This window comes from uncultured Erythrobacter sp. (assembly GCF_947502395.1).
Lineage (GTDB): Bacteria > Pseudomonadota > Alphaproteobacteria > Sphingomonadales > Sphingomonadaceae > Erythrobacter.
On record NZ_CANMZM010000003.1, the window covers coordinates 366,182 to 385,202 of the forward strand.

Below are 19,021 nucleotides of genomic sequence, written 5' to 3' on the forward strand. Positions count from 1 at the left end.
GATCAGGCAAAACTTGTGATCCCTCAAAAGTTTCGTTGGTGAGTGAGAAGCAGGTCATACAGCTTCTCCCTCGAGCAATGCCTCTTGGAGGCAATCTTTGGTAACGGTGTCAGCGCCTTTCGCGCGCGCGGCTGCTTCTGCGGCATCGCGAAGGCGCTTGGCGACAGAAATTCGGATGAGAACGGGCTGCTCTTCGACCAGCTCATCGAGGCGGGCTTTCGCCTCGGTATCCCATGTAACTTCGTGCGTGGGCGCGCCGTTGGACCCGCCTTGCATAGGTGTGTCAGCTCCGCGTGCCAAGGTTGCTTGACCTTTGTCCATGTCTGAGCCCAGTGGCAGGATATGGAACAACGCATCGAAGAGCGCATTGCACACTTCCTGCACCAAATAGGTTGCGCCCGAATAGCCCATGAATGGCGTGCCGGTGTGACGGCGGATAGCTGCGCCTGGAAAGCTTGCTGGGATGAATTTCCCGCGCGCACCGACCTCGGCCATATACATGCGCTCATTATACGATCCGAACATCACTAGTGGCGGCGTGCAATGGATTGCTGCGCGCACTTCGTCATTTTTGGGCTTTACGCCAGCTTCGCGTGAATGGGCAAAGGCACAAGGCAGTCCCATATCCTCTTCCAAGAAGTGGCGGATGCCGCGGGCATAAGTGCCATTGGCGACAATGCCGAAATTGGCGGTCGCAAAGAAGTCTTGCGTGACCGAGCGCCACAGGTCCCACAAAGGCTTGATCGTGGTGTGTTTTTCGCGCTCAATAAATGGCTCAGGGTCTAGGCCAAGTTCTGCGCCCAATGCGCGCAAGAATTTTGTCGTGCTTGAAAGGCCTACGGGCGCCTGGAAGTAGGGCCTTTCAAGCGTTTCACAAAGGTTTCGGCCAAACTCGCGATACATACAGACATTGGCGTCCGCTGTCCCGAGTTTGCGAATATCGGCAAGGTGACATCCCAGCGGGAAGACCACACCAACTTCTGCGCCGATCCCTTCGACCAACCGCCGGATTTCAGCGAGGTCTGAGGGCATATTGAACATGCCATAGGATGGACCGATGATATTGACGACCGGCTTCTCGCCCTCTTTTCGCGCCTTCACTTGAGGCATCTTTTTGGGACCAAATTCGGTCCACAGCCAGGTCAGCGCGCGGTCGGCGCTCTGCCATTGATCTTCGTCGATTGTGCGTGGCAAGAAGCGCTTGATATTGGTGCCCTCTGGCGTGACGCCCCCGCCGATCATCTCGGCGATTGAGCCAGTCACAACCACGGCAGGAAGCTCAGGGTCGAGCGTTTGCCAAGCGCGTTTCATAGCGCCTTCGGTGCCGGTTTTGCCCAGCTCTTCCTCGCCCAGCCCCGTCACCACAATCGGCAATTCATGCGGGGGGAGGGCATCGGTGTAGTGGAGCACAGATGTGACCGGCAGGTTTTCGCAGCCGACAGGTCCATCGATGATGACTTGTAGGCCTTTGACCGCCGTAAAGACGTAAGTGGCGCCCCAATATCCGCCGGCCCTGTCGTGATCGAGAACTAAGGTCATACCTTCCCTCCCGTGCGACAAGAGATCGCTACGAATGCAGCAAAGCCGTGGTCCAAAACAAGCGTCATGTGCCCACCGCCTCAGACGCTTTGCGCGCCGCTTCGTTCAAGGCTGCATATTTCTTGCGAAATTTGGGGCGATCCACCGGAGTGTCTTCCCAAACGCCGGTGGCATGTCCATCACCAACACCTTCAAAGAAGTCGCGCATCGTATTGAAGCGCTCTTTATTGCCCATCGCCGCATTGATGACCTGCGCGAGGCTGCCAGCGCCTGCAGGTCCCATCAGTGGGCGGGCGGAAATGAGGTTAGTAAAGTAAAGGGCCGGAATAGCCTTCGCCTTGGCGTGCTGGACCACTGGCGTTGTGCCGATTGCAAGGTCGGGACGGAATTCCTCGACGGCTGCGATGTCGTCCTCAAGACTTGCGCGGAGGTTGATCCGGACGCCCTTGGCCTCAAGCCATTCGCGGTCGGCGTCCGACCACTTGGTCTTGGGACAAGCGCTACCGACATAAGGCACGTCCGCACCGCTTTCGATCAGGAGCCGCGCGACCAAAAGCTCCGAACCCTCATAGCCGGAAACAGTGACGCGGCCTTTGATAGGAGAGCCTGCCAAAGCGCCTTTGCATGCGCCAATCATAGCGTTTTTGACGCCAGCGACTTTGTCAGTGGGAAGCCCCATCACATCGCCAAGGCTGTCGAGCCAGGCAGCGGTGCCGTCTGCGCCCACAGGGGCAGAGCCAATCACAGGACGACCAGCGCTTTCAAATTCGCGAATGCTGGCGGTGTAGAAAGGGTGGATGGCAGCGGCAACCGAGCAATCGAGCGCTGAATAAAGCTCACGCCATTCGCGCGTTGGAACCACCGGCCCCGCCGCCAAGCCCAAGGGCTCAAGCATCTGCCCGATCACCACCGGATCGGCCGGGAACATTTCGCCAAGCAGCGCAACTGTGGGCTTGTCAGAGCGCTTCTCAGGTGTCGCCACCGGGCCTTCCATCGCCTCATTGCGCGCATAAGCGAGCATTGCGCCAGCCAGCACATCCTTCGCCTCTGCGTGCGTTGGAATGCCAAAGCCGGGCACGTCGATGCCGATAATGCGCACACCGTTGATCTGATCAGGCAGCAGTCTCAAAGGCACGCCGCTCGCCGTTGGAACGCACAGATTTGTGACGACAATCGCGTCGTAATTATCAGGGTCGGCCAGATCCTCTACCGCTTCCTTGATGTCCTCAAACAGCTTGCCGGTGACCAGCGTTTCGGAGGAAAACGGCACATAGCCAACCGTGCGCCGCGCACCGTAGAAGTGTGAGGTAAACGTCAGACCGTATACACAGCACGCCGAGCCCGACAGCACGGTCGCGGTGCGCTTCATCCGAAGGCCCACCCGGAGCGACCCGAAGGCTGGGCACATGGATTGTGGTTGATCGTGCGGCCCTTTTGCAGGGTCCACAGGATAGTCGCTGGCGTATTGGTCGAGAATGTCCGACTTGCCCGCCGCGCGTGCCGCATCGCGCATAGTATCCTTGCTCGAACATGCGCCGGCTGACCCATCGCTCATATCGAGCGTGTCTGGGGTGCGTTTCGCATCAGGGATATGGGCGTCGCTCAGATCACACCTCGTCGTAGATCACTTCAAGTGATGGTTTTTCTTCAAATATGCCGCCGCGCATATCGGCCTGGGTGGCTGGGATCAGTTCGACATTTCCGCCTGTTTCTTCAGGCGAAAAGAGATCGAGGAGACCATCCTGGTCCACTGGAGAGGGTTGGCGCGGCGGGGCCTCAGCGACGTTGATTGCGAGCTCTTCAAAGAGACTTGCCCACTCGCCGCCAGGCTTACCGATAATCTGATAGTTGGCGCTTTTGCGCCTGATGTCTTCATCCGCAGGGATGGCGGTGAGAACCGGGATGTCGACCGCATCGGCAAATGCCTGCGCCTCACCCGTTCCATCATCCTTGTTCACGATCATGCCAGCAACACCGACATTGCCGCCCATTTTGCGGAAGTATTCCACCGCATGGCAAACATTGTTGGCGACATAGAGTGATTGGAGGTCGTTTGAGCCGACCACGATCACTTTTTGACACATATCGCGGGCAATCGGCAGGCCAAAGCCGCCGCACACCACGTCGCCAAGAAAATCGAGGAGGACGTAGTCGAAGCCCCACTCGTGGAAGCCCAATTTCTCAAGCAGCTCAAAGCCGTGAATGATTCCGCGGCCGCCACAGCCACGACCCACTTCCGGCCCGCCTAGCTCCATGGCGAAAACGCCATCACGCTGGAAGCAGACGTCTTCGATTGTGACTTCTTCGCCGGAGAGCTTCTTCTTTGAAGAGGTTTCGATGATGGTGGGACAGCTCTTGCCGCCGAACAGCAGGCTGGTCGTATCCGACTTCGGATCGCAGCCGATCAGCAGCACGCGCTTGCCCTGCTGCGCCATCATGTAAGACAAATTGGAAAGCGCGAAGCTCTTGCCCGAGCCGCCTTTCCCATAAATCGCGATGACCTGCGTTTCCTTGGTCACTTCGCCTGTGTGCACGGGATCGGGTTCATGCGAAGCTTCGTCGCGTAAAGCTTGATCTTGGGCTTCCAACATCGTCATTGAACTTCACTCCAATCCAAGACCATTTTGAGGCAATTCGGGTCACTGAACGCCTTCGGATAGGCTTCCTCAGCGCGCTCGGCAGGTGCGCGATCGGTAATCAGCCCGCTGAGGCCGAGTGCCCCTGTTTCGATCAAGCCAATTGTCTGCGTAATGTCTTCCGCTTGCCATTCGGCAGCGACGCGGAAACGCGCTTCCTTCATGAAGGCTGGCGCGAAATTGAAACCGATGCGGTTTTTGTAGAAGCCAGCCAGAGTGATTTCGCCGCCTTTAGCGAGCCGACCGATTAGAGTGTCGACAAGATCAGCATCGCCGCTGGCATCGTAAATCGAGCCATAATCTCGACACTGATCGTCATCCGGGCTGACAACTGGGTATCCCTTAGCACCGTTCTGGCGGTTGGCATTGATTTCCCAAACGGTGGGTGCCTCGCCACCTAGCGCTATTGTCAGGCGGGCCAGTAAGCGACCAAGAACGCCGTGACCAACGATCAGATCGGGAAGGGTGCCTGAATTGATGGCATGAAGCGCCGTCGCTGCAAGCGCGCAGAGCACGCCGCTTTCGCCCAATCCTTCAGGGATCGCCAATACGCGCGCCGATGGCAGTGCCACCCGGCTAGCCGTGCCACCGAATAGGCCAAGCGCGCCATCGTAACAATTCGCGCCAGGCACAAAGACCCACTCGCCGATACGTGCTTTCGCGTCATGTCCCGCATCTACAATCCGCCCGATCGATTCATATCCAGGGACCAGTGGATAGCCCATGCCCGGAAAGTCCGGCATCTGCCCGTTAAATAGAAGTTTCTCGGTGCCGGAGCTAATCCCGCTCCAGGCAATCTCAACGAGGACGTCGCTTGCCCCTACCGGATTTAGCTCAAGCGACTGAAGCGCAACGCGCTCTGGCCTTTCAAGAATCACAGCAAGACTTTGCATAAGCGGACTCGCTTCCCCGGGTTCTCGTTTGCCCCTCCATCCGCTTGGTCGCATCGATGATACGACTCGGCGAATGTCCCAGGAAGGACTACCTCTCCTCAACTTGCTACGCTTTACACATTAAAGTGTCAACCAAAGCAGACAGTTCATGATGAATGAGATGGCTCACGCATAAGCGATAAGGATGCTGGCGTTGACGGGTTGAGCAGTGGGGATGGTCTTCGTGCGGAGAAACCCTGCTTCCTCAGCCATTTGTGCGATTTCTTTGGGGCTTCGCGCACGGCCGGAGCCCATGGCCCACAGATACATTCCAAAAAATGCCTCTCCCATCCCTTCGGCACCTTCGACGCGCGCCATCGGTTCTGCGATGAGCAGCTGTGCTCCAGGTGCTAGGCTGGCGCGGATATTGGTGAGCAATTGAAGGGCGGGGCCATCGTCATGATCATGCAGGATCCGCACCAGCGAGATGACATTGTAGCCTTGCGGGATTGGGTCTGAGAAGAAATTGCCCGGATGGGCGCTTACGCGGGATTTACCGAAGCGCGCGGCCAACTTGGCTGCACCTGCTTCGGCAACTTCGGGCAGGTCGAAAAGGCCGAGATGCAGGTCCTCATCGGCCGCGCCCATATGGCTGAGGAAAGCTCCATGCCCGCCACCAACGTCAAGAAGTCGCGCATTGCTGGGGAAGCGATAGGCACCAAGAACCTGGTCAGCGACGAAGTGCTGCGATGTGGCCATGAGCTCGGAATATTCCCCCGTTGCTGTGCCGCGCTCCGCCGCACCGTGTAGTGCGCCCGCGTAAGACCAGAAGCGTGAGAGATCAGTGGGCTCCTGGCGATCTCTGCGCAAGAGTTCAACTGGATCAGCGAGGTCGCGGTAAAGGATCCGGTGGTGCCGGATCATTGCCTGTGCGCCTTTGTCAGCCGCAAGCACTGCTCCTGCCTCGCCAAGCATCCAGCCGTCGCCCATCGGTTCTTCCGAGAGTTTGAGCGCCCGGCCAGCGCGAAGCAGGGTAAGCGCAGCTTCTTCGCTTAGGTTCAACTCAGAGGCGACATGCTTGTGGCCTATGGGCCCGCTCTCAAGGAGGTCAAACAATCCGGTTTCGACATAGCTGCGCAAGATCTGACTGTAGGTGAAGCCCGCGACCAGATCGAATGCTTCACTCGCGCGCGCTCTGGCGATCCTATTTACCAGCGGTAGCTTGGCGCACCAATATTGAAAGCGGGGGTTGGCGAACACCGCATTGCGCCTTGCCACCCAGCGCACTCTGAGTGGGGGCCTTCGGGATGACGCTTTTGATGATCCCTGCGCCATTAATGCTATTCAACCTGACACATCATTTGTCTAAAAGATTGGACACATGCTACAGTCAGGTCAACCAGAATGTCGCATTGGACCGGTTTGCGAAGCCGGCTGGAGGGGTGTTGGAGACGTCAGTCGTCATCATTGGTGCAGGAATAGGCGGGCTTAGTGCAGCTGCCCGGCTTGCAGCGCGCGGTATGTCAGTCACACTCGTGGAAAAGAGCGATGAGGTGGGCGGAAAGGCTCGCCGGGTGGAAGTCGATGACAAGCTTATCGATGGCGGTCCGACCGTCTTCACCATGCGCGATGTGTTTGACGAGATCTTCGATGAATGCGGATCGCGACTCGAGGATTTCGTAACCGTCAAACAGGCCGAAGTGCTCGCGCGGCATGCCTGGGACGACACCGAAACTCTCGATCTGTTCGCTGATCCAGAGCGCAGTGACGAGGCTATCGGAGACTTTGCCGGCGTTGAGGCTGCGCGCGGTTATCGCCGCTTCTGCCACGAAACGCGGCGCATGTATGATGTCCTCAATAAGCCTATGATGCGCGGCGACAATGTGTCGAGCCCGCTGCCGCTGCTTTGGCGGATTGGTCCAACAAGATTTGGCGATTTTGCCGCGATGCGTCCGCACAAGTCGATGTGGAAGGCATTGCGCGATTTCTTCCCAGATCCGCGGCTCCAGCAATTGTTTGGGCGCTATTCCACCTATTGCGGTTCTTCGCCTTTCAAGGCGCCTGCGACCCTGATGCTGATCGCTCATGTAGAGGCGATGGGCGTGTGGCAGATTGAGGGCGGGATCAACGCGCTTGCTAAAGCCCTGCAGCAATTGGCGGAAAGCAAGGGCGCGCGTTTCCGCATGGGTGAGAACGTTGCCGAGATACTCACCGATGGAAGCGGACGGGCGCGCGGTGTGCGGTTGGCGAGCGGTGAGGAAATCTTGGCCAGCGCGGTGATCTGTAACGGAGATCCCAACGCGATTGCCACCGGCCATTTTAGCGGACGCGTTTCACAGGCGGTCAAGCCGCTAGCGTCGCACAAACGCTCGCTATCGGCTCTGGTTTGGTACGCCCATAGCGAGACCAGCGGGTTTGATCTCACCCATCACAACGTGTTCTTCTCATGCGACTACAAGCGCGAGTTTGACGAGATCGCCAGCGGGCGCAGCCCGAGCGATCCGACCGCTTACATCTGCGCGCTTGACCGCAGCGCTAACGCATCAGGCCGCGCAGAACTCAAAGGCCGCGAACGCCTGCAAATCATCGTGAACGCATCCGCCAATGGCGACACCCATTCCTATGATCCCGAGGAGACCCGACAATGCACAAGCGAAATGAGAGCGACGCTCCAACGCTGCGGCCTGATGCTGGAAGAGGATATGCCTCACCACGTCGCGACACCGGCGGAGTGGGAGAGGCTGTTCCCGGCAACCGGGGGGGCTCTCTATGGCAGAGCGTCGCACGGCTCGGCGGCCTCTTTCCTGAGGCAGGGGCCGCGAACGCGAATCAGGAGACTTTACTGCGCTGGGGGCGCGACGCACCCTTCAGCCGGCGTGCCGATGGCCGCCTTATCCGGGCTGCTTGCGGCGAAAAAGGTCGAACAGGACCTCGCTTCGACGAAGACGTTCCACCGGGCGGCTACACATGGTGGTACATCGATGCCATCAGCCAAGATGGGTGCCACGCCCTCACGATAATCGCCTTTATGGGCAGTGTTTTCTCGCCTTATTACAAGGCATCAGGGCGCAGGCGGCCGATTAATCACAGCTCATTGAATGTCGCGCTTTACGGGCCTCAGCACCGCTGGGTCATGCATGAACGGCCCGAGGAGGATGTGCGGCGCGATGCGCGCAATCTGGAAATCGGGCACAGCGCCATGCGCTGGGCTGGCGATCATCTGGAGATTGAAGTCGAGGAACGCGACACGAGGCTCTTCAACCCGATCCATCGGCGGGTTGCGGGCAAGGTGCGCGTATACCCTGAAGCGCTCAATCGGACGAGCTTCGCGCTCGATCCGGCTGAAAATCACATCTGGCATTGCATGGCCCCGCGGGCGCGCATTGAGGTGGAGATGGAAGAGCCGGGGCTTTCCTGGTCGGGCACCGGCTATTTCGACCACAACCGCGGGAGCGAACCGCTCGAAAGCGGGTTCAACATGTGGCATTGGTCCAGAGCGCATCTCAAAGAGGGCGCAGTGGTTTGCTACGAAGGCGAACGCGGCAATGGTTCGCTTTTCGCAAGCGCCATTCGTTTCGACCGGCATGCTGAGGCGAGCCATGTCGAGCTGCCTGCGATAGCCCCATTGCCCAAGAGCAAGTGGTGGGTCGATCGCCGCACACGGTCGGAGATTGGGGGCGCTGAAGTGCGCAAGACTTGGGAAGATACGCCCTTCTATGCACGCTCAGAATTGGACTCCAAACTGTTTGGAGAAGAAGTCGCCACTGTGCAGGAAAGTCTTGATATGAAGCGCTTTGCCTCAGGTGTGGTGCAATTCATGTTGCCTTTCAGGATGCCCAGAAAACCAGCTTAGGCAAACCGGCCTAACCCTCAGGTTTCTCCCCTTTGTCTTCGGCTTCCTCGCGGGCCGCTTCGTCCGCCTCTTGCGCCTCCCTTTCGGCGCGCATTTCGCGCACTTCGCGGCGCATCTTCCACCATTGCCAAAAGCAGACGCCAATCGCGATGGAGTAGAAGAACGCGATCTCCAGCCAGCCGAAATTCTCGGTGATGTTCTTGGTGTAGTCTTCCATTATGCGGGTGTTCCCAAGGTCTCTTTCGCGAAATCTACGATCCATTTGGACGCAAGTTCCGGGGCCTCTTCATGGGCGAGATGACCAAGACCTTTGAGCACCTCAAACCGCGATTTGGGTAGCCATGTGTGTGCTTCTTTCGCCCAATCCAGCGGGATCGCCGCGTCGCTGTCCGAATGCACCATCAGTATGGGGTTGGTGAGCTCTCCCATGCGAGTGCGCAGAGTGGGCAAGTCCCAATTGGCCATCATCGAAAGAGCGCCTTTGGTGTGGCGAGAGTTTTTGATGAGCGCAGAATAGCAATCGAGCCCTTGCTGATCGAGGCGCGAATGGGTGGAGCGGTAGATAAACCGTTCAGCCTCGCCACCAAAGCTTGCCATTTTTGAAAAGATGCGCGGCACAAGGGGGTTTACGAACAGCACCTTCGCAATGGCTGGGAATATCTCAGCTGCGGGGCCGGGGAAGGGGCGCAGGGCGGAATTGAGACCCACAATGGGGCCATCGAAACCGTGATCCAGTGCGCCCTGCAATGCCAATGCCGCGCCTGCCGAATGGCCGACCAGCATGTCGGGGGCGAACCGAGTGTGCGCCAGCAGTTCGGATATGGCGCGCGCCATGCCGACGAGTGAGGTCTGCTCTGGAGCGTGGCCGCTTGTAAATGCATGGCGGGGCAAATCAGGAGCCAAAATCTCGAAATTCTCGGCCAAAATCGGCGCGAGCCCTCGCCATGAATGGACCGATCCACCCGTACCATGCAGCAAGAGAATACGTGGGTTTCCCGACGTTCCAAAGCGCTGCACATGCCATCTGACGGGACCCTGCTGCAGGAATTCTGAGTGTTCGCGGTGTGGCCAAATCTGCCCCTCGCGCTCCCACAGGAGCGGCGTGCTCATGCGGGCTCTCTGTTCGAAATTGCGGCGTGCAGGGTTTTCGCATCTGCGCGCGGCAGGGCGAGGTAGCGGGCTTGCATGGCCTCGGCGAGTGTTCGACCCTCGCGGCTGGCGCGGGAGGAGATATCGACCACTAGTGAATCGACCCCTTCGCGCGCGATCACCTTAGCGGCAGCCTCCGCATCCTCGCTCGCTTGCGTGCGCCCCGGCTGACCTAAAGCATCAATATTGGCACGCCCATCGGTGAGCACGATCAGGCTGGGTGTGCGGCCGCGTGATCGGACGTTTTGAGCCATTTCGCGTGCGGCGTTGAGGCCTATCGCAAGCGGAGTGCCCCCGCCGCCGGGTAATTCTGCCAGCGCCCGCCGCGCCCGCGTGAGTGAGCGTGTCGGTGGGAGCAGCAACCCCGCTGTTTCGCCGCGAAAGGCGATGAGGGCGACCTCGCTGCGGGTGACATAGGCCTGGGCTAGCATCAATTCGACTGCGCCCTTGGCTTCTGCAAGGCGCGCAGCGGCGGCAGACCCACTGGCATCCACGGCAAATATGGTGACGCGTGCGGCTTTCTCTTCAAAGCGTCTCACACGAAGGTCATCTTTGCGCAGCAGGAGTGCGCTTCCACTATCTGCCCCAGCCTCATGTCTACGCACAGCCTGCCAGGGGACCGCCGCGCGCAGCGTGTCGATCATGGCAAGCCGCGCACCGCCTCGCGGCATACCCGGCCGCGCGTCCAAAGGTTTGCCGCGAAGGCCTTTTTTGCGTCTTTGCCCCGAGCCACTCCCACCAGCTTGTCGCGGAGCAAGGCCCTTGGCGAGCTGGGCGAGGAGGTCCGCTGGGATTGCGGCTGTTGCCGCCTCGACGACTTTATCTTCGAGCTTTTGATCGGCTGATTGCTGGTTGTTCTCCTCTGACGTTTCAGCTTGTTCTGGCGGTGGTGCATCGTCGCTTTCGGGTTCGTCGGGCGGAGGGGGAAGCTGCGTTGCACGCGGGGCCAGAACAAGGCGCGCGGCGGCTTCGAGGTCAGCCTGCTCGGGGGCACCTCGCCCGGCAAGTCCGGCGTGCGCCCGTGCCGTCTCGCTTGTCTGGATCAGCGCGCGGAGTGAATGGACACCCAAGGCCGAGCCCGTGACGGCAATGGCGCTGAGTGCATCGTCATCGAGGGGAGCCGCTTCGCCCGCTGCTGAGCCTGCAAGCGCTGCCTCACGCTCCCTCGAATGGGTCAGGTCGCAATGGAATGCCAATCGCTCCATCATAGCCAGCGGTGGGCCATCGTCGACCTCACAGGCATCATCCAGCAGGATCAGCGCGACGCGCCGTTCATCAAGCGCTTGTGCAAGCCGACCTGCAAGCGCCCCTCCCATGCGCTCCGCCATTGGCACTATCAGAGCCCCGCCTTCCGCTTCGGCAAGCAGCCCGGACGCCTCAATCGGTTTGCCAGCGGCAAGGCTCGCCGCAATATCGATTCCGCCAAGTAGGCGCTCGTCATCGACATGGCTGGGCAAGCGGCGACAAGGAAGCTTCTCGGCAATTGCCTCTACCAGAGCGTCGCGAGCTGGCGAGCTTCCGCGCAGCACCATACCGCCAAAGCCAAGAGGGTTTTGGGTGAAAAGGGTCGCGGCGAGCTTTGCGTCGTGAATTGGGTCGGCGCCTGTTTGGTCTCTGGGGGCGCTCATGGCGCTCACCCGAACAGTTCGTCAATCGCGCGACTGATGCGCGCCGTTGAGCCCGTTTCATCGAGCACATCGCGCCGCAAACGGTGGCGCAACGCAGATGGTGCAACCGCAATCAAATGCTCCCGTTTGACCTTGCGTGCGCCCTTTAGTGCAGCAAGCGCACGCGCCGCCCGCATCAAGGTGAGCTCTCCGCGTAGGCCATCAGCGCCCACCGCCATGCACAAATGCGCAGCACCGGTGAGCAGGTCATCGGAGGGTTCAAGCTTTGCAAGCTTGGCTTTTCCGCGAGCGATCTGCTTGAGGGTCTTTTCATCCTCCTCAGCCCATTGCTCGGCAAAACCAGAAGGATCGCGCTCATTGGCGGCGACCAGGCGCATTATCTCGACGCGCGTTTCGATTGCCTCTGGTGTGCGGACTTCGACCGACAGGCCAAAGCGATCAAGCAGTTGCGGGCGCAGTTCGCCTTCTTCCGGATTGCCGCTGCCGATCAGAACAAACTTGGCCGGATGGCGCACCGACAGCCCCTCGCGCTCAACCACATTCTCACCTGAGGCGGCGACATCGAGCAGCAGGTCGACCAGATGGTCCTCGAGCAGGTTGATTTCATCAATATAGAGAAATCCCCGGTGGGCCTTAGCCAAGAGCCCAGGTTCAAACCCCTTCTCACCGGAACGAAGCGCCTTTTCTAAGTCGAGCGAGCCGATCACACGGTCTTCGGTCGCCCCCAAGGGGAGGTCGACGAAGGGCACTGGCCGCTTTCGCAAAGGCCCGCCGCCGCAGACTTCGGGATAGCGTTCCGCGTCCTCTTTCGATCCACCATAGGGGCAGTTTGCGTGTCCTGTGATCGGCGGCAAAAGGCTTGCAAGTGCACGCGCGGCGGTGCTTTTGCCGGTGCCGCGGTCGCCAAACACCATCACCCCGCCAAGCGAGCCATCCACGGCCGCGATCAGCAGCGCCTGCTTCATTTCGTCTTGTCCGACGATGGCGGAGAATGGAAACTTTGCCATTAGACCAGCACTTTGAACGCTTATGCAGCATTCGACAAGTCCAGTTTACACTGCCTGTGACAATCTGTCCTTACATGCCGGGGGTTAGCGCTTTCCTGTCCGTGTCAGCAGCAAAACAGGCAGCAGCCCTGCCGCCAGCAAGATCAGCGCAGGTATCGAGGCCTCAACCAGCCGCTCATCGCTCGCCAAGCGATAGGTGCGGGTGGCGAGCGTTTCGAGATTGAAGGGGCGCAGGATCAGCGTAGCGGGCAGTTCACGTACCGCGTCGATAAAGACGAGCGCCGCCGCCGCCGCAAGGCTTGGACTCAGAAGCGGCGCATAAATCCGGGTGAGAACCCGCGAAGGACCAGCCCCCAATGACCGCGCCGCTGCTTCAAGCGAGGGTGGGATCTTACTCATCCCGCCATCGACGCTGTTATAAGCAACTGTGAGGAACCGCACCGACAGTGCATAAATCAAGATCGCACCGGTTCCCGTCAGCACCAACCCGCCGGTGTACCCAAATACGTCGCGCGCAAAGCGACTGATGGTGATGTCAACTGCCCCCAAAGGCGCGAGCAAACCCACTGCGAGTAGCGCTCCGGGCAGAGCGTAGCCGAGAGTGGACACGCGGATCGAGGCTTTGACCACGGGGCTTTGCGAGCGCGTCTTTGCAAAAGCCAGCAGGAGAGCCGCGACCACGCAGACAATCGCCGCGCCAAGACCCAACCATAGGCTCCCGCTGGCATAAGACCACAATTCTCCGGCGGCATTTATGGCTGTATCGCTCACCGACATGGAAAGCAGATATCCAGCTGGAATGATGAAGCCCAAAAACAGCGGGAGCGAGCAAGCCAGGCTCGCCAAACCCTTGCCTAAGGGTGAGAGTTGGATCAGCGAATCATCGTCAGCGCGCGCGTCTTTGCTTACCGCCCGGCCTTGCCTCGTACTGGCCTCCAAAACGATCAGAGCCATGACGAATAACAGCATCATTGCCGCCAGTTTGAGCGCCGCTTGCTTGTCCCCCATGGCGAGCCAGCTCCGAAAAATGCCGGTAGAGAAGGTGGGGATCGCGAAATACTCTGCGACCCCGAAATCCGCGAGCACTTCCATCAGGACCAGCGCTAGTCCACCGGCAATGGCGGGGCGTGCGGCAGGCAGGGCCACTTTCCAGAAAGCGCGAGATGGCCCAGCGCCAAGGCTGCGTGCCGCGCGAAACTGGGACACGCTTTGTGCTGCGAAGGCCGCACGGGCGAGAAGGTAGACGTAGGGATAGAGCACGATCCCCAGAACAAACGCACCACCCGGAAGCGAGCGGATCTGTGGGAACCAGTATTCCCCAACTCCAAGACCAGTGGCGCTGCGCAATACACTTTGCACGGGCCCGGTGAAGTCGAGCATATCTCCGTACAGGTAGGCTGCGATGTAAGCGGGGAGGGCGAGCGGCAGGACCAGTGCCCAAGCGAAGATCGACCGCCCTGGAAAACGCGCGGCACTCACCAACCATGCGCAGCCTGTGCCCACGACAAGCGCCAGCATGCCCGCCAGAGCCATCAGGGCCAAAGTGTTCAGCATGTAGCTTGCGAGAACGGTGCGCACGAGGTGAGCAAGCGCTTCCATCCCGCCGCTTGGAGCCGAGATAAGGATCGTAACAATCGGTACTGCAGCTAGCGCCGCAAGCACCAGCGCACCCACGCTCAAGCCATCGAGCCGCGGCGGTTTCACCACAAGCCCACTTGCCGGAACGGTAGCCGATTGCCTAAGGCTCATCGCTGCTTAACTCGCACTCTTTGCTAGCATCGGACAATTCCTTGAGTCTTGAATTTCGACATATTGCCCATGCTTACATCGGTCGAGCCGGGCGGGTTGAGGCGCTTTCAGACATTGCCTTTACAGCGCCTTCCGGAAAAATCACCTGCCTGCTTGGCTCGTCTGGCTCGGGCAAGTCAACTTTGCTCAATCTCGCGGCCGGGCTTCTGCCGGTGCAGGCCGGAAGCATTCTGGCCGGTGATCGCGAGATGGCGGCGCCGGGTTTGAACCCGCCACCAGAAGCACGGCCGATTGGCCTTGTCTTTCAGGACGGCGCGCTCTTTCCGCATATGACGATTGCGAAGAATATTGCCTTTGGTCTTTCTGGCGGAGGAACAGATGCGGAAATCGAGGAATGGCTTGAACGCGTGGGGCTTGCAGGGTTGGGCCAACGTTTCCCGCATGAACTTTCTGGGGGTCAGCAACAACGTGCTGCGCTCGCCCGTGCCATGGCTCCCGAGCCACAAGTGCTCTTGATGGATGAACCCTTCGCCAGCGTCGATATTGTCTTGCGTCGCCGCCTTCGCCGCGATTGCCGAAGGCTCCTTCGCGAGGCTGGAACGACAACCATATTGGTGACGCATGACCCGGAAGAAGCGCTCGATATTGCCGATCACATTGCGGTGATGGAAGGAGGGCGTATCATTCAATTTGGGACACCAGAGGACCTGCATGAGCGTCCAGCTTCGTCATCTGTCGGGGCGATTTTCGGCGGCGCACAAGTGGTGGCGGCGAAACTTCAGGATGAGGCTCTTAAGACCTCTCTTGGAGATTGGCCGCTTTCATGTATCGCTGGTGATCTGCCAGATGCAGGTGAAATAGACCTGCTCGTCCATGCAGAATCGCTTGAATGTGTCAGAGATGACAGTGGGCTGGTCGTTGTCGATGTGCATCCGTTAGGCGTTGCCAGCCGATTGGCATTGCGGACCGGCTCTGGCGAAGAGATTACAGTGCAATCCACTGCTCCAGTCGAAGAGGGCTCACGCTACCGCGTCGTGCCTCGGGAAGGGAGCGTCAGGGCGTTCTCACGAAACTAACGCTTGCAATATTGAAGTTACTATTGCAACGCATTCGCAAATAGACAGGAAGGGCAAGTCCATGAAGAAACCGATTCTCGCCGCTGCGTCGCTCGCACTTGGGGCGCTCGCCATTACGGCGTGCGCCGAAAGCGAAGGGGTTGGCGATAATGGTGAGGTGAATATCTATTCTTCACGCCACTACGACACCGATCTCGCGCTCTACGATAATTTTACTGAGCAGACGGGCATCACTGTCAATCGGATCGAGGCTGATGCTGATGCATTGATCGAGCGGATTCAAAGTGAGGGCGAGTTTTCTCCGGCTGACCTTCTGATCACTGTAGACGCAGGTCGCCTCTGGCGCGCTGAAGAAGCGGGCGTTTTCTCTGCCGTTGATTCCGACGTATTGGCCGAGCGCCTGCCCGATCACCTACGTCACCCTGACGGCTTGTGGTTCGGCCTTTCAACCCGTGCACGGGTTATCATCTATAATAAAGAAGCTGGGGTTCCCCAGGGGCTCGATACTTATGCCGACCTAGCGGACCCCGCGTGGAGAGGCGACATTTGTATTCGCTCTTCCTCCAACATTTACAACATCTCGCTCCTCTCCAGCATTATCGCCAATGACGGGGCTGAAGCAGCCGAAAACTGGGCACGCGGCGTGGTCGCAAACTTTGCCCGCGATCCACAAGGTAATGACACCGCGCAGATCGAGAGCGTTGCGGCGGGCGAGTGCCGGATTGGTGTTGTGAACTCCTACTACCTTGGTCGCTTTGCCGGCGGCGAAGGTGAAGAGCGTGCGGTGTTCGACAAGCTGGGGGTCATCTTCCCCAACCAGGAAGAGGGCAATCGCGGTACGCATGTGAATGTTAGCGGTGCTGGTGTCACGGTGAATGCGCCCAACCGCGCAAACGCGATCGCCTTCCTCGAATATCTCACCAGTGAGAGCGCCCAGCGCTACTTCGCCGATGGCAATAACGAATATCCGGCGGTCACGGGCCTCGCGGGCAATTCCGCCTTGGAAGAGATGGGCGGCTTTCGCGCCGATACGTTGAACGCGGCCACTATTGGCTCAGGCCAAACCGAAGCGGTTCAGATTTTTGACCGCGCGGGCTGGAACTAAGGACAAAGTCCAGTTGCGAACTTGGGGGGGCATTGTGAAGGCGTACTTTGTCCCCCAATCGCTAATCTAACTTGATGAATGCGTCCGAAAGCGCCATTTGCGCGCACATTAACGGCGCGACTTTCACGTGCCCGCACAAGTTTTGAGGCCGATTTTGACCGATACAGCTGTTACCTCCCCGATCCCTCCGCGTGAGGCTTTTGCCGAAAGCGGTGCTGTCACGATTGAGACGATCACGGATGTCCATCATTGGAACGAGGAGTTGTTCTCACTGAAGATGACGCGTCCGGCCAGCTTCCGCTTCCGCTCGGGCGAGTTTGTGATGATCGGCCTTCCCAAGGAAGACGGCAAGCCGCTTTTGCGCGCCTATTCGGTTGCCTCGCCCAGCTATGATGAGGAACTCGAATTCCTGTCGATCAAGGTGCAGGACGGCCCGCTGACCTCGCGGCTCCAGCACATCAAAGAAGGCGACCCGATTTACCTCGGCAAGAAGCCCACCGGAACACTTGTCACCGACGCGCTGCTTCCGGGTAAGCGGCTGTTTATGCTCTCAACCGGTACAGGTCTCGCTCCATTTATGAGCCTCGCCCGCGATCCGGAAGTCTATGCCATGTATGACGAGGTGATCGTTGTGCATTCGGTCCGGCGGGTCGCCGATCTTGCCTATCGCGAACTGCTCGAAAGCAAGCTCGAAGGCGATCCTCTGCTGGAAGATGAAGACCGTGAGCGGTTCATCTACGTGCCCACCGTAACGCGTGAAAGCTTCCGCATGCAGGGCCGCATCCAAACGCTGATCGACGACGGACGGCTGTTCGAGCAGAGCAAAGGCCCGCAGCGCTTCGACCCTGAAAACGACCGCGTGATGCTGTGCGGGTCAATGGCAATGATCAAGGATCACGCCGCAGACTTGGAAGGACGCGGCTTTGAAGAGGGCGCGAACAACAAGCCCGGCTCTTTCGTGATCGAACGCGCCTTTGTAGGCTAAGGCGCATATCGGCCGCTCGCCGATTGCTTTGATCGGCAGCACGTGTACCCATTGAGCGACGCGCTCATGATGCGCACAGATTGGGGGACGGGTGGACTTTCAGACATTGCAGCGAGCTGCTGGGCCTGGGTTGGTTTTTGCTGGCGCTGCAATCGGAGTTTCGCACCTTGTCCAATCGACGCGGGCAGGCGCGATGTATGGCGCTGGGCTCATCGCCGTCATCATCTTGTTTAACTTGTTCAAATACCCGGCCTTTCGCTTCGGGCTCGATTATGCACACGCCACCGGCAAAACGCTGATCGGCGGCTACCGCGAGCTCTCGCCATGGCTGGTGGTGTTGCTTGCCGTGATGAGCATGATGCTGGCGCCGATCGGTCTTGCTGCAGTCAGCATCACTACGGCCGCCATCCTAGCCGCCGTAACTGGAATGCAGTTTTCCATCCTCACCCTTGTACTGATCGCTCTCGCAGCGACCCTCACCCTTTTGCTGGTCGGGGGATATGGCTGGCTCGAAGGACTGAGTAAGGCCTTGCTGGTGTTCCTGACCTTGGCAACGGTATGCGCAGCTGCACTGGCCTTACCGCAAGTGCAATGGGCGAGCGCGTTCAATATGGATTGGGCAATGGACCCGATGGGCCTGCTGTTTGTGGTGGCGTTAGCGGGCTTCATGCCGACCTCCATGGGGCAGTCGGTAGATATCTCCTTATGGACGCTCAAAAGCCAGGAGGAGGCAGGACCGAGCCAAAAACCGTCCATTAAGGCATCGCGAAAAGGGTTTCTTGCAGCCTATCTGCTGACCAGCTTCTTGGCGTTGTGCTTCTGCATCCTTGGCGCAGGCGTGATGCATGCAGGCGGGATCACCGCCGAAAGTGGAGCTGCTGAACTCGCCGCGCAGATCATCGGGCTTTATCGCGATACGCTCGGGCCGATCCCCGCATTCTTCGCGGGTGTTGCCGCCCTTTGCATTATGGCGACTACGTTGGCTGCATCTTTTGATGGAGCTGCGCGCGGATTTGGAGCGATGTATCAGGAGTATCGCGGCAATGTTGGAGCGATGCCGAACCGCGCCACCTACGCGTTTTTCCTAACCCTCCTTGGTGTGCTGAGCTACGGGTTCTTGAGCCTGATGCTGGCTAGCTTCACCACCTTTATCGATCTGGTTACCTCGATATTCTTTGTGGTCACTCCGGCGACCGCTCTGGTCAATCACCTTGTTGTTACACGCTGCGAGATGCCGGACGGGCATCGACCCAGCCCTGTCATCCGCATGTTGAGCATGGCGGCGATTGTGATCATGACAGCTTTGTCGGTGGTGTTCTTTGTGCTGAAATCGACAGTCTGACCATCGCCGCAGGGCTATTCTCGCAAAAAACGCACTTTACTTGGCTCCTTCTCTTGGGTCAGTTGCCGCCCGCAACTTGA

General features: G+C 59.1%; 16 protein-coding genes. 6 read left to right on the forward strand and 10 right to left on the reverse strand.

Going from position 1 to position 19,021, the window contains the following annotated elements; all coding sequences use genetic code 11:
• Window positions 1-54: 54 nt before the first annotated feature.
• The 5 genes from bchZ to Q0778_RS13075 form a co-directional block, all read right to left on the reverse strand.
• Window positions 55-1,539 carry a chlorophyllide a reductase subunit Z gene (bchZ, locus tag Q0778_RS13055; RefSeq protein ID WP_298336644.1) on the reverse strand — a complete coding sequence of 495 codons (1,485 nt, stop codon included), beginning with the start codon at window positions 1,537-1,539 and terminating at the stop codon, window positions 55-57.
• 64 nt (window positions 1,540-1,603) lie between these two features.
• Window positions 1,604-3,094, reverse strand: a complete 1,491-nt coding sequence (bchY, locus tag Q0778_RS13060; RefSeq protein WP_298336646.1) for a chlorophyllide a reductase subunit Y — start codon at window positions 3,092-3,094, stop codon at window positions 1,604-1,606.
• A gap of 52 nt (window positions 3,095-3,146) precedes the next feature.
• A complete protein-coding gene (locus tag Q0778_RS13065) occupies window positions 3,147-4,136 on the reverse strand; it encodes a chlorophyllide a reductase iron protein subunit X (protein WP_298301266.1) in 990 nt (329 codons plus the stop codon).
• Window positions 4,133-5,068 (reverse strand): chlorophyll synthesis pathway protein BchC, encoded by a 936-nt coding sequence (gene bchC, locus Q0778_RS13070; protein ID WP_298336648.1) that lies wholly within the window; start codon window positions 5,066-5,068, stop codon window positions 4,133-4,135. The genes Q0778_RS13065 and bchC overlap by 4 nt, the downstream gene beginning before the upstream one ends.
• A gap of 165 nt (window positions 5,069-5,233) precedes the next feature.
• Window positions 5,234-6,307 carry a methyltransferase gene (locus tag Q0778_RS13075; protein ID WP_298336650.1) on the reverse strand — a complete coding sequence of 358 codons (1,074 nt, stop codon included), beginning with the start codon at window positions 6,305-6,307 and terminating at the stop codon, window positions 5,234-5,236.
• A gap of 101 nt (window positions 6,308-6,408) precedes the next feature.
• Here Q0778_RS13075 and crtD point away from each other — a divergent pair, with 101 nt between their 5' ends.
• Window positions 6,409-8,067: a 1-hydroxycarotenoid 3,4-desaturase CrtD gene (gene crtD, locus Q0778_RS13080; protein WP_298336652.1), complete on the forward strand. Its 1,659-nt coding sequence runs from the start codon at window positions 6,409-6,411 to the stop codon at window positions 8,065-8,067.
• 113 nt (window positions 8,068-8,180) lie between these two features.
• Window positions 8,181-8,900, forward strand: coding sequence for a hydroxyneurosporene dehydrogenase (locus tag Q0778_RS13085; protein ID WP_298336654.1), 720 nt, complete (start codon window positions 8,181-8,183; stop codon window positions 8,898-8,900).
• A 10-nt stretch (window positions 8,901-8,910) separates the two neighbouring features.
• Here the strand turns inward: Q0778_RS13085 and Q0778_RS13090 are convergent, their stop codons facing one another.
• From Q0778_RS13090 to Q0778_RS13110, 5 genes are all read right to left on the reverse strand, one after another.
• On the reverse strand, window positions 8,911-9,117 hold the full coding sequence (locus Q0778_RS13090; RefSeq protein WP_298336656.1) for a hypothetical protein: 207 nt from the start codon (window positions 9,115-9,117) through the stop codon (window positions 8,911-8,913).
• Window positions 9,117-10,010, reverse strand: coding sequence for an alpha/beta fold hydrolase BchO (gene bchO, locus Q0778_RS13095; RefSeq protein ID WP_298336657.1), 894 nt, complete (start codon window positions 10,008-10,010; stop codon window positions 9,117-9,119). The genes Q0778_RS13090 and bchO overlap by 1 nt, the downstream gene beginning before the upstream one ends.
• Window positions 10,007-11,677 carry a magnesium chelatase subunit D gene (locus Q0778_RS13100; protein ID WP_298336659.1) on the reverse strand — a complete coding sequence of 557 codons (1,671 nt, stop codon included), beginning with the start codon at window positions 11,675-11,677 and terminating at the stop codon, window positions 10,007-10,009. Before Q0778_RS13100 ends, bchO begins: the two co-directional genes overlap by 4 nt.
• A 5-nt stretch (window positions 11,678-11,682) precedes the next feature.
• Window positions 11,683-12,684, reverse strand: a complete 1,002-nt coding sequence (locus tag Q0778_RS13105; RefSeq protein WP_298336661.1) for an ATP-binding protein — start codon at window positions 12,682-12,684, stop codon at window positions 11,683-11,685.
• An 84-nt stretch (window positions 12,685-12,768) separates the two neighbouring features.
• Window positions 12,769-14,433, reverse strand: coding sequence for an iron ABC transporter permease (locus tag Q0778_RS13110; RefSeq protein WP_298336663.1), 1,665 nt, complete (start codon window positions 14,431-14,433; stop codon window positions 12,769-12,771).
• Between the two features lie 41 nt (window positions 14,434-14,474).
• Here Q0778_RS13110 and Q0778_RS13115 point away from each other — a divergent pair, with 41 nt between their 5' ends.
• The 4 genes from Q0778_RS13115 (at window position 14,475) to Q0778_RS13130 (ending at window position 18,941) form a co-directional block, all read left to right on the forward strand.
• Entirely contained in the window at window positions 14,475-15,509 is a 1,035-nt protein-coding gene (locus tag Q0778_RS13115) for an ABC transporter ATP-binding protein (protein ID WP_298301284.1), read from the forward strand.
• 61 nt (window positions 15,510-15,570) lie between these two features.
• The gene (locus Q0778_RS13120) at window positions 15,571-16,614 is read left to right on the forward strand and encodes a Fe(3+) ABC transporter substrate-binding protein (RefSeq protein WP_298336665.1); all 1,044 of its coding nucleotides are present in this window, start codon (window positions 15,571-15,573) and stop codon (window positions 16,612-16,614) included.
• Between the two features lie 151 nt (window positions 16,615-16,765).
• Window positions 16,766-17,599, forward strand: coding sequence for a ferredoxin--NADP reductase (locus Q0778_RS13125; protein ID WP_366519557.1), 834 nt, complete (start codon window positions 16,766-16,768; stop codon window positions 17,597-17,599).
• Between the two features lie 91 nt (window positions 17,600-17,690).
• The gene (locus Q0778_RS13130) at window positions 17,691-18,941 is read left to right on the forward strand and encodes a hypothetical protein (protein ID WP_298336667.1); all 1,251 of its coding nucleotides are present in this window, start codon (window positions 17,691-17,693) and stop codon (window positions 18,939-18,941) included.
• The last annotated feature ends 80 nt before the right edge of the window (window positions 18,942-19,021 follow it).

What these genes read in the sequence shown, in the direction of transcription:
- bchO (WP_298336657.1), bottom strand. Translation starts at nt 10,010, where the DNA reads ATGAGCACGCCGCTCCTGTGGGAGCGCGAGGGGCAGATTTGGCCACAC.
- Q0778_RS13120 (WP_298336665.1), top strand. Translation starts at nt 15,571, where the DNA reads ATGAAGAAACCGATTCTCGCCGCTGCGTCGCTCGCACTTGGGGCGCTC.
- Q0778_RS13085 (WP_298336654.1), top strand. Translation starts at nt 8,181, where the DNA reads ATGCATGAACGGCCCGAGGAGGATGTGCGGCGCGATGCGCGCAATCTG.
- Q0778_RS13110 (WP_298336663.1), bottom strand. Translation starts at nt 14,433, where the DNA reads ATGAGCCTTAGGCAATCGGCTACCGTTCCGGCAAGTGGGCTTGTGGTG.
- bchY (WP_298336646.1), bottom strand. Translation starts at nt 3,094, where the DNA reads ATGAGCGATGGGTCAGCCGGCGCATGTTCGAGCAAGGATACTATGCGC.
- bchZ (WP_298336644.1), bottom strand. Translation starts at nt 1,539, where the DNA reads ATGACCTTAGTTCTCGATCACGACAGGGCCGGCGGATATTGGGGCGCC.
- bchC (WP_298336648.1), bottom strand. Translation starts at nt 5,068, where the DNA reads ATGCAAAGTCTTGCTGTGATTCTTGAAAGGCCAGAGCGCGTTGCGCTT.
- Q0778_RS13065 (WP_298301266.1), bottom strand. Translation starts at nt 4,136, where the DNA reads ATGACGATGTTGGAAGCCCAAGATCAAGCTTTACGCGACGAAGCTTCG.
- Q0778_RS13105 (WP_298336661.1), bottom strand. Translation starts at nt 12,684, where the DNA reads ATGGCAAAGTTTCCATTCTCCGCCATCGTCGGACAAGACGAAATGAAG.
- Q0778_RS13090 (WP_298336656.1), bottom strand. Translation starts at nt 9,117, where the DNA reads ATGGAAGACTACACCAAGAACATCACCGAGAATTTCGGCTGGCTGGAG.
- Q0778_RS13100 (WP_298336659.1), bottom strand. Translation starts at nt 11,677, where the DNA reads ATGAGCGCCCCCAGAGACCAAACAGGCGCCGACCCAATTCACGACGCA.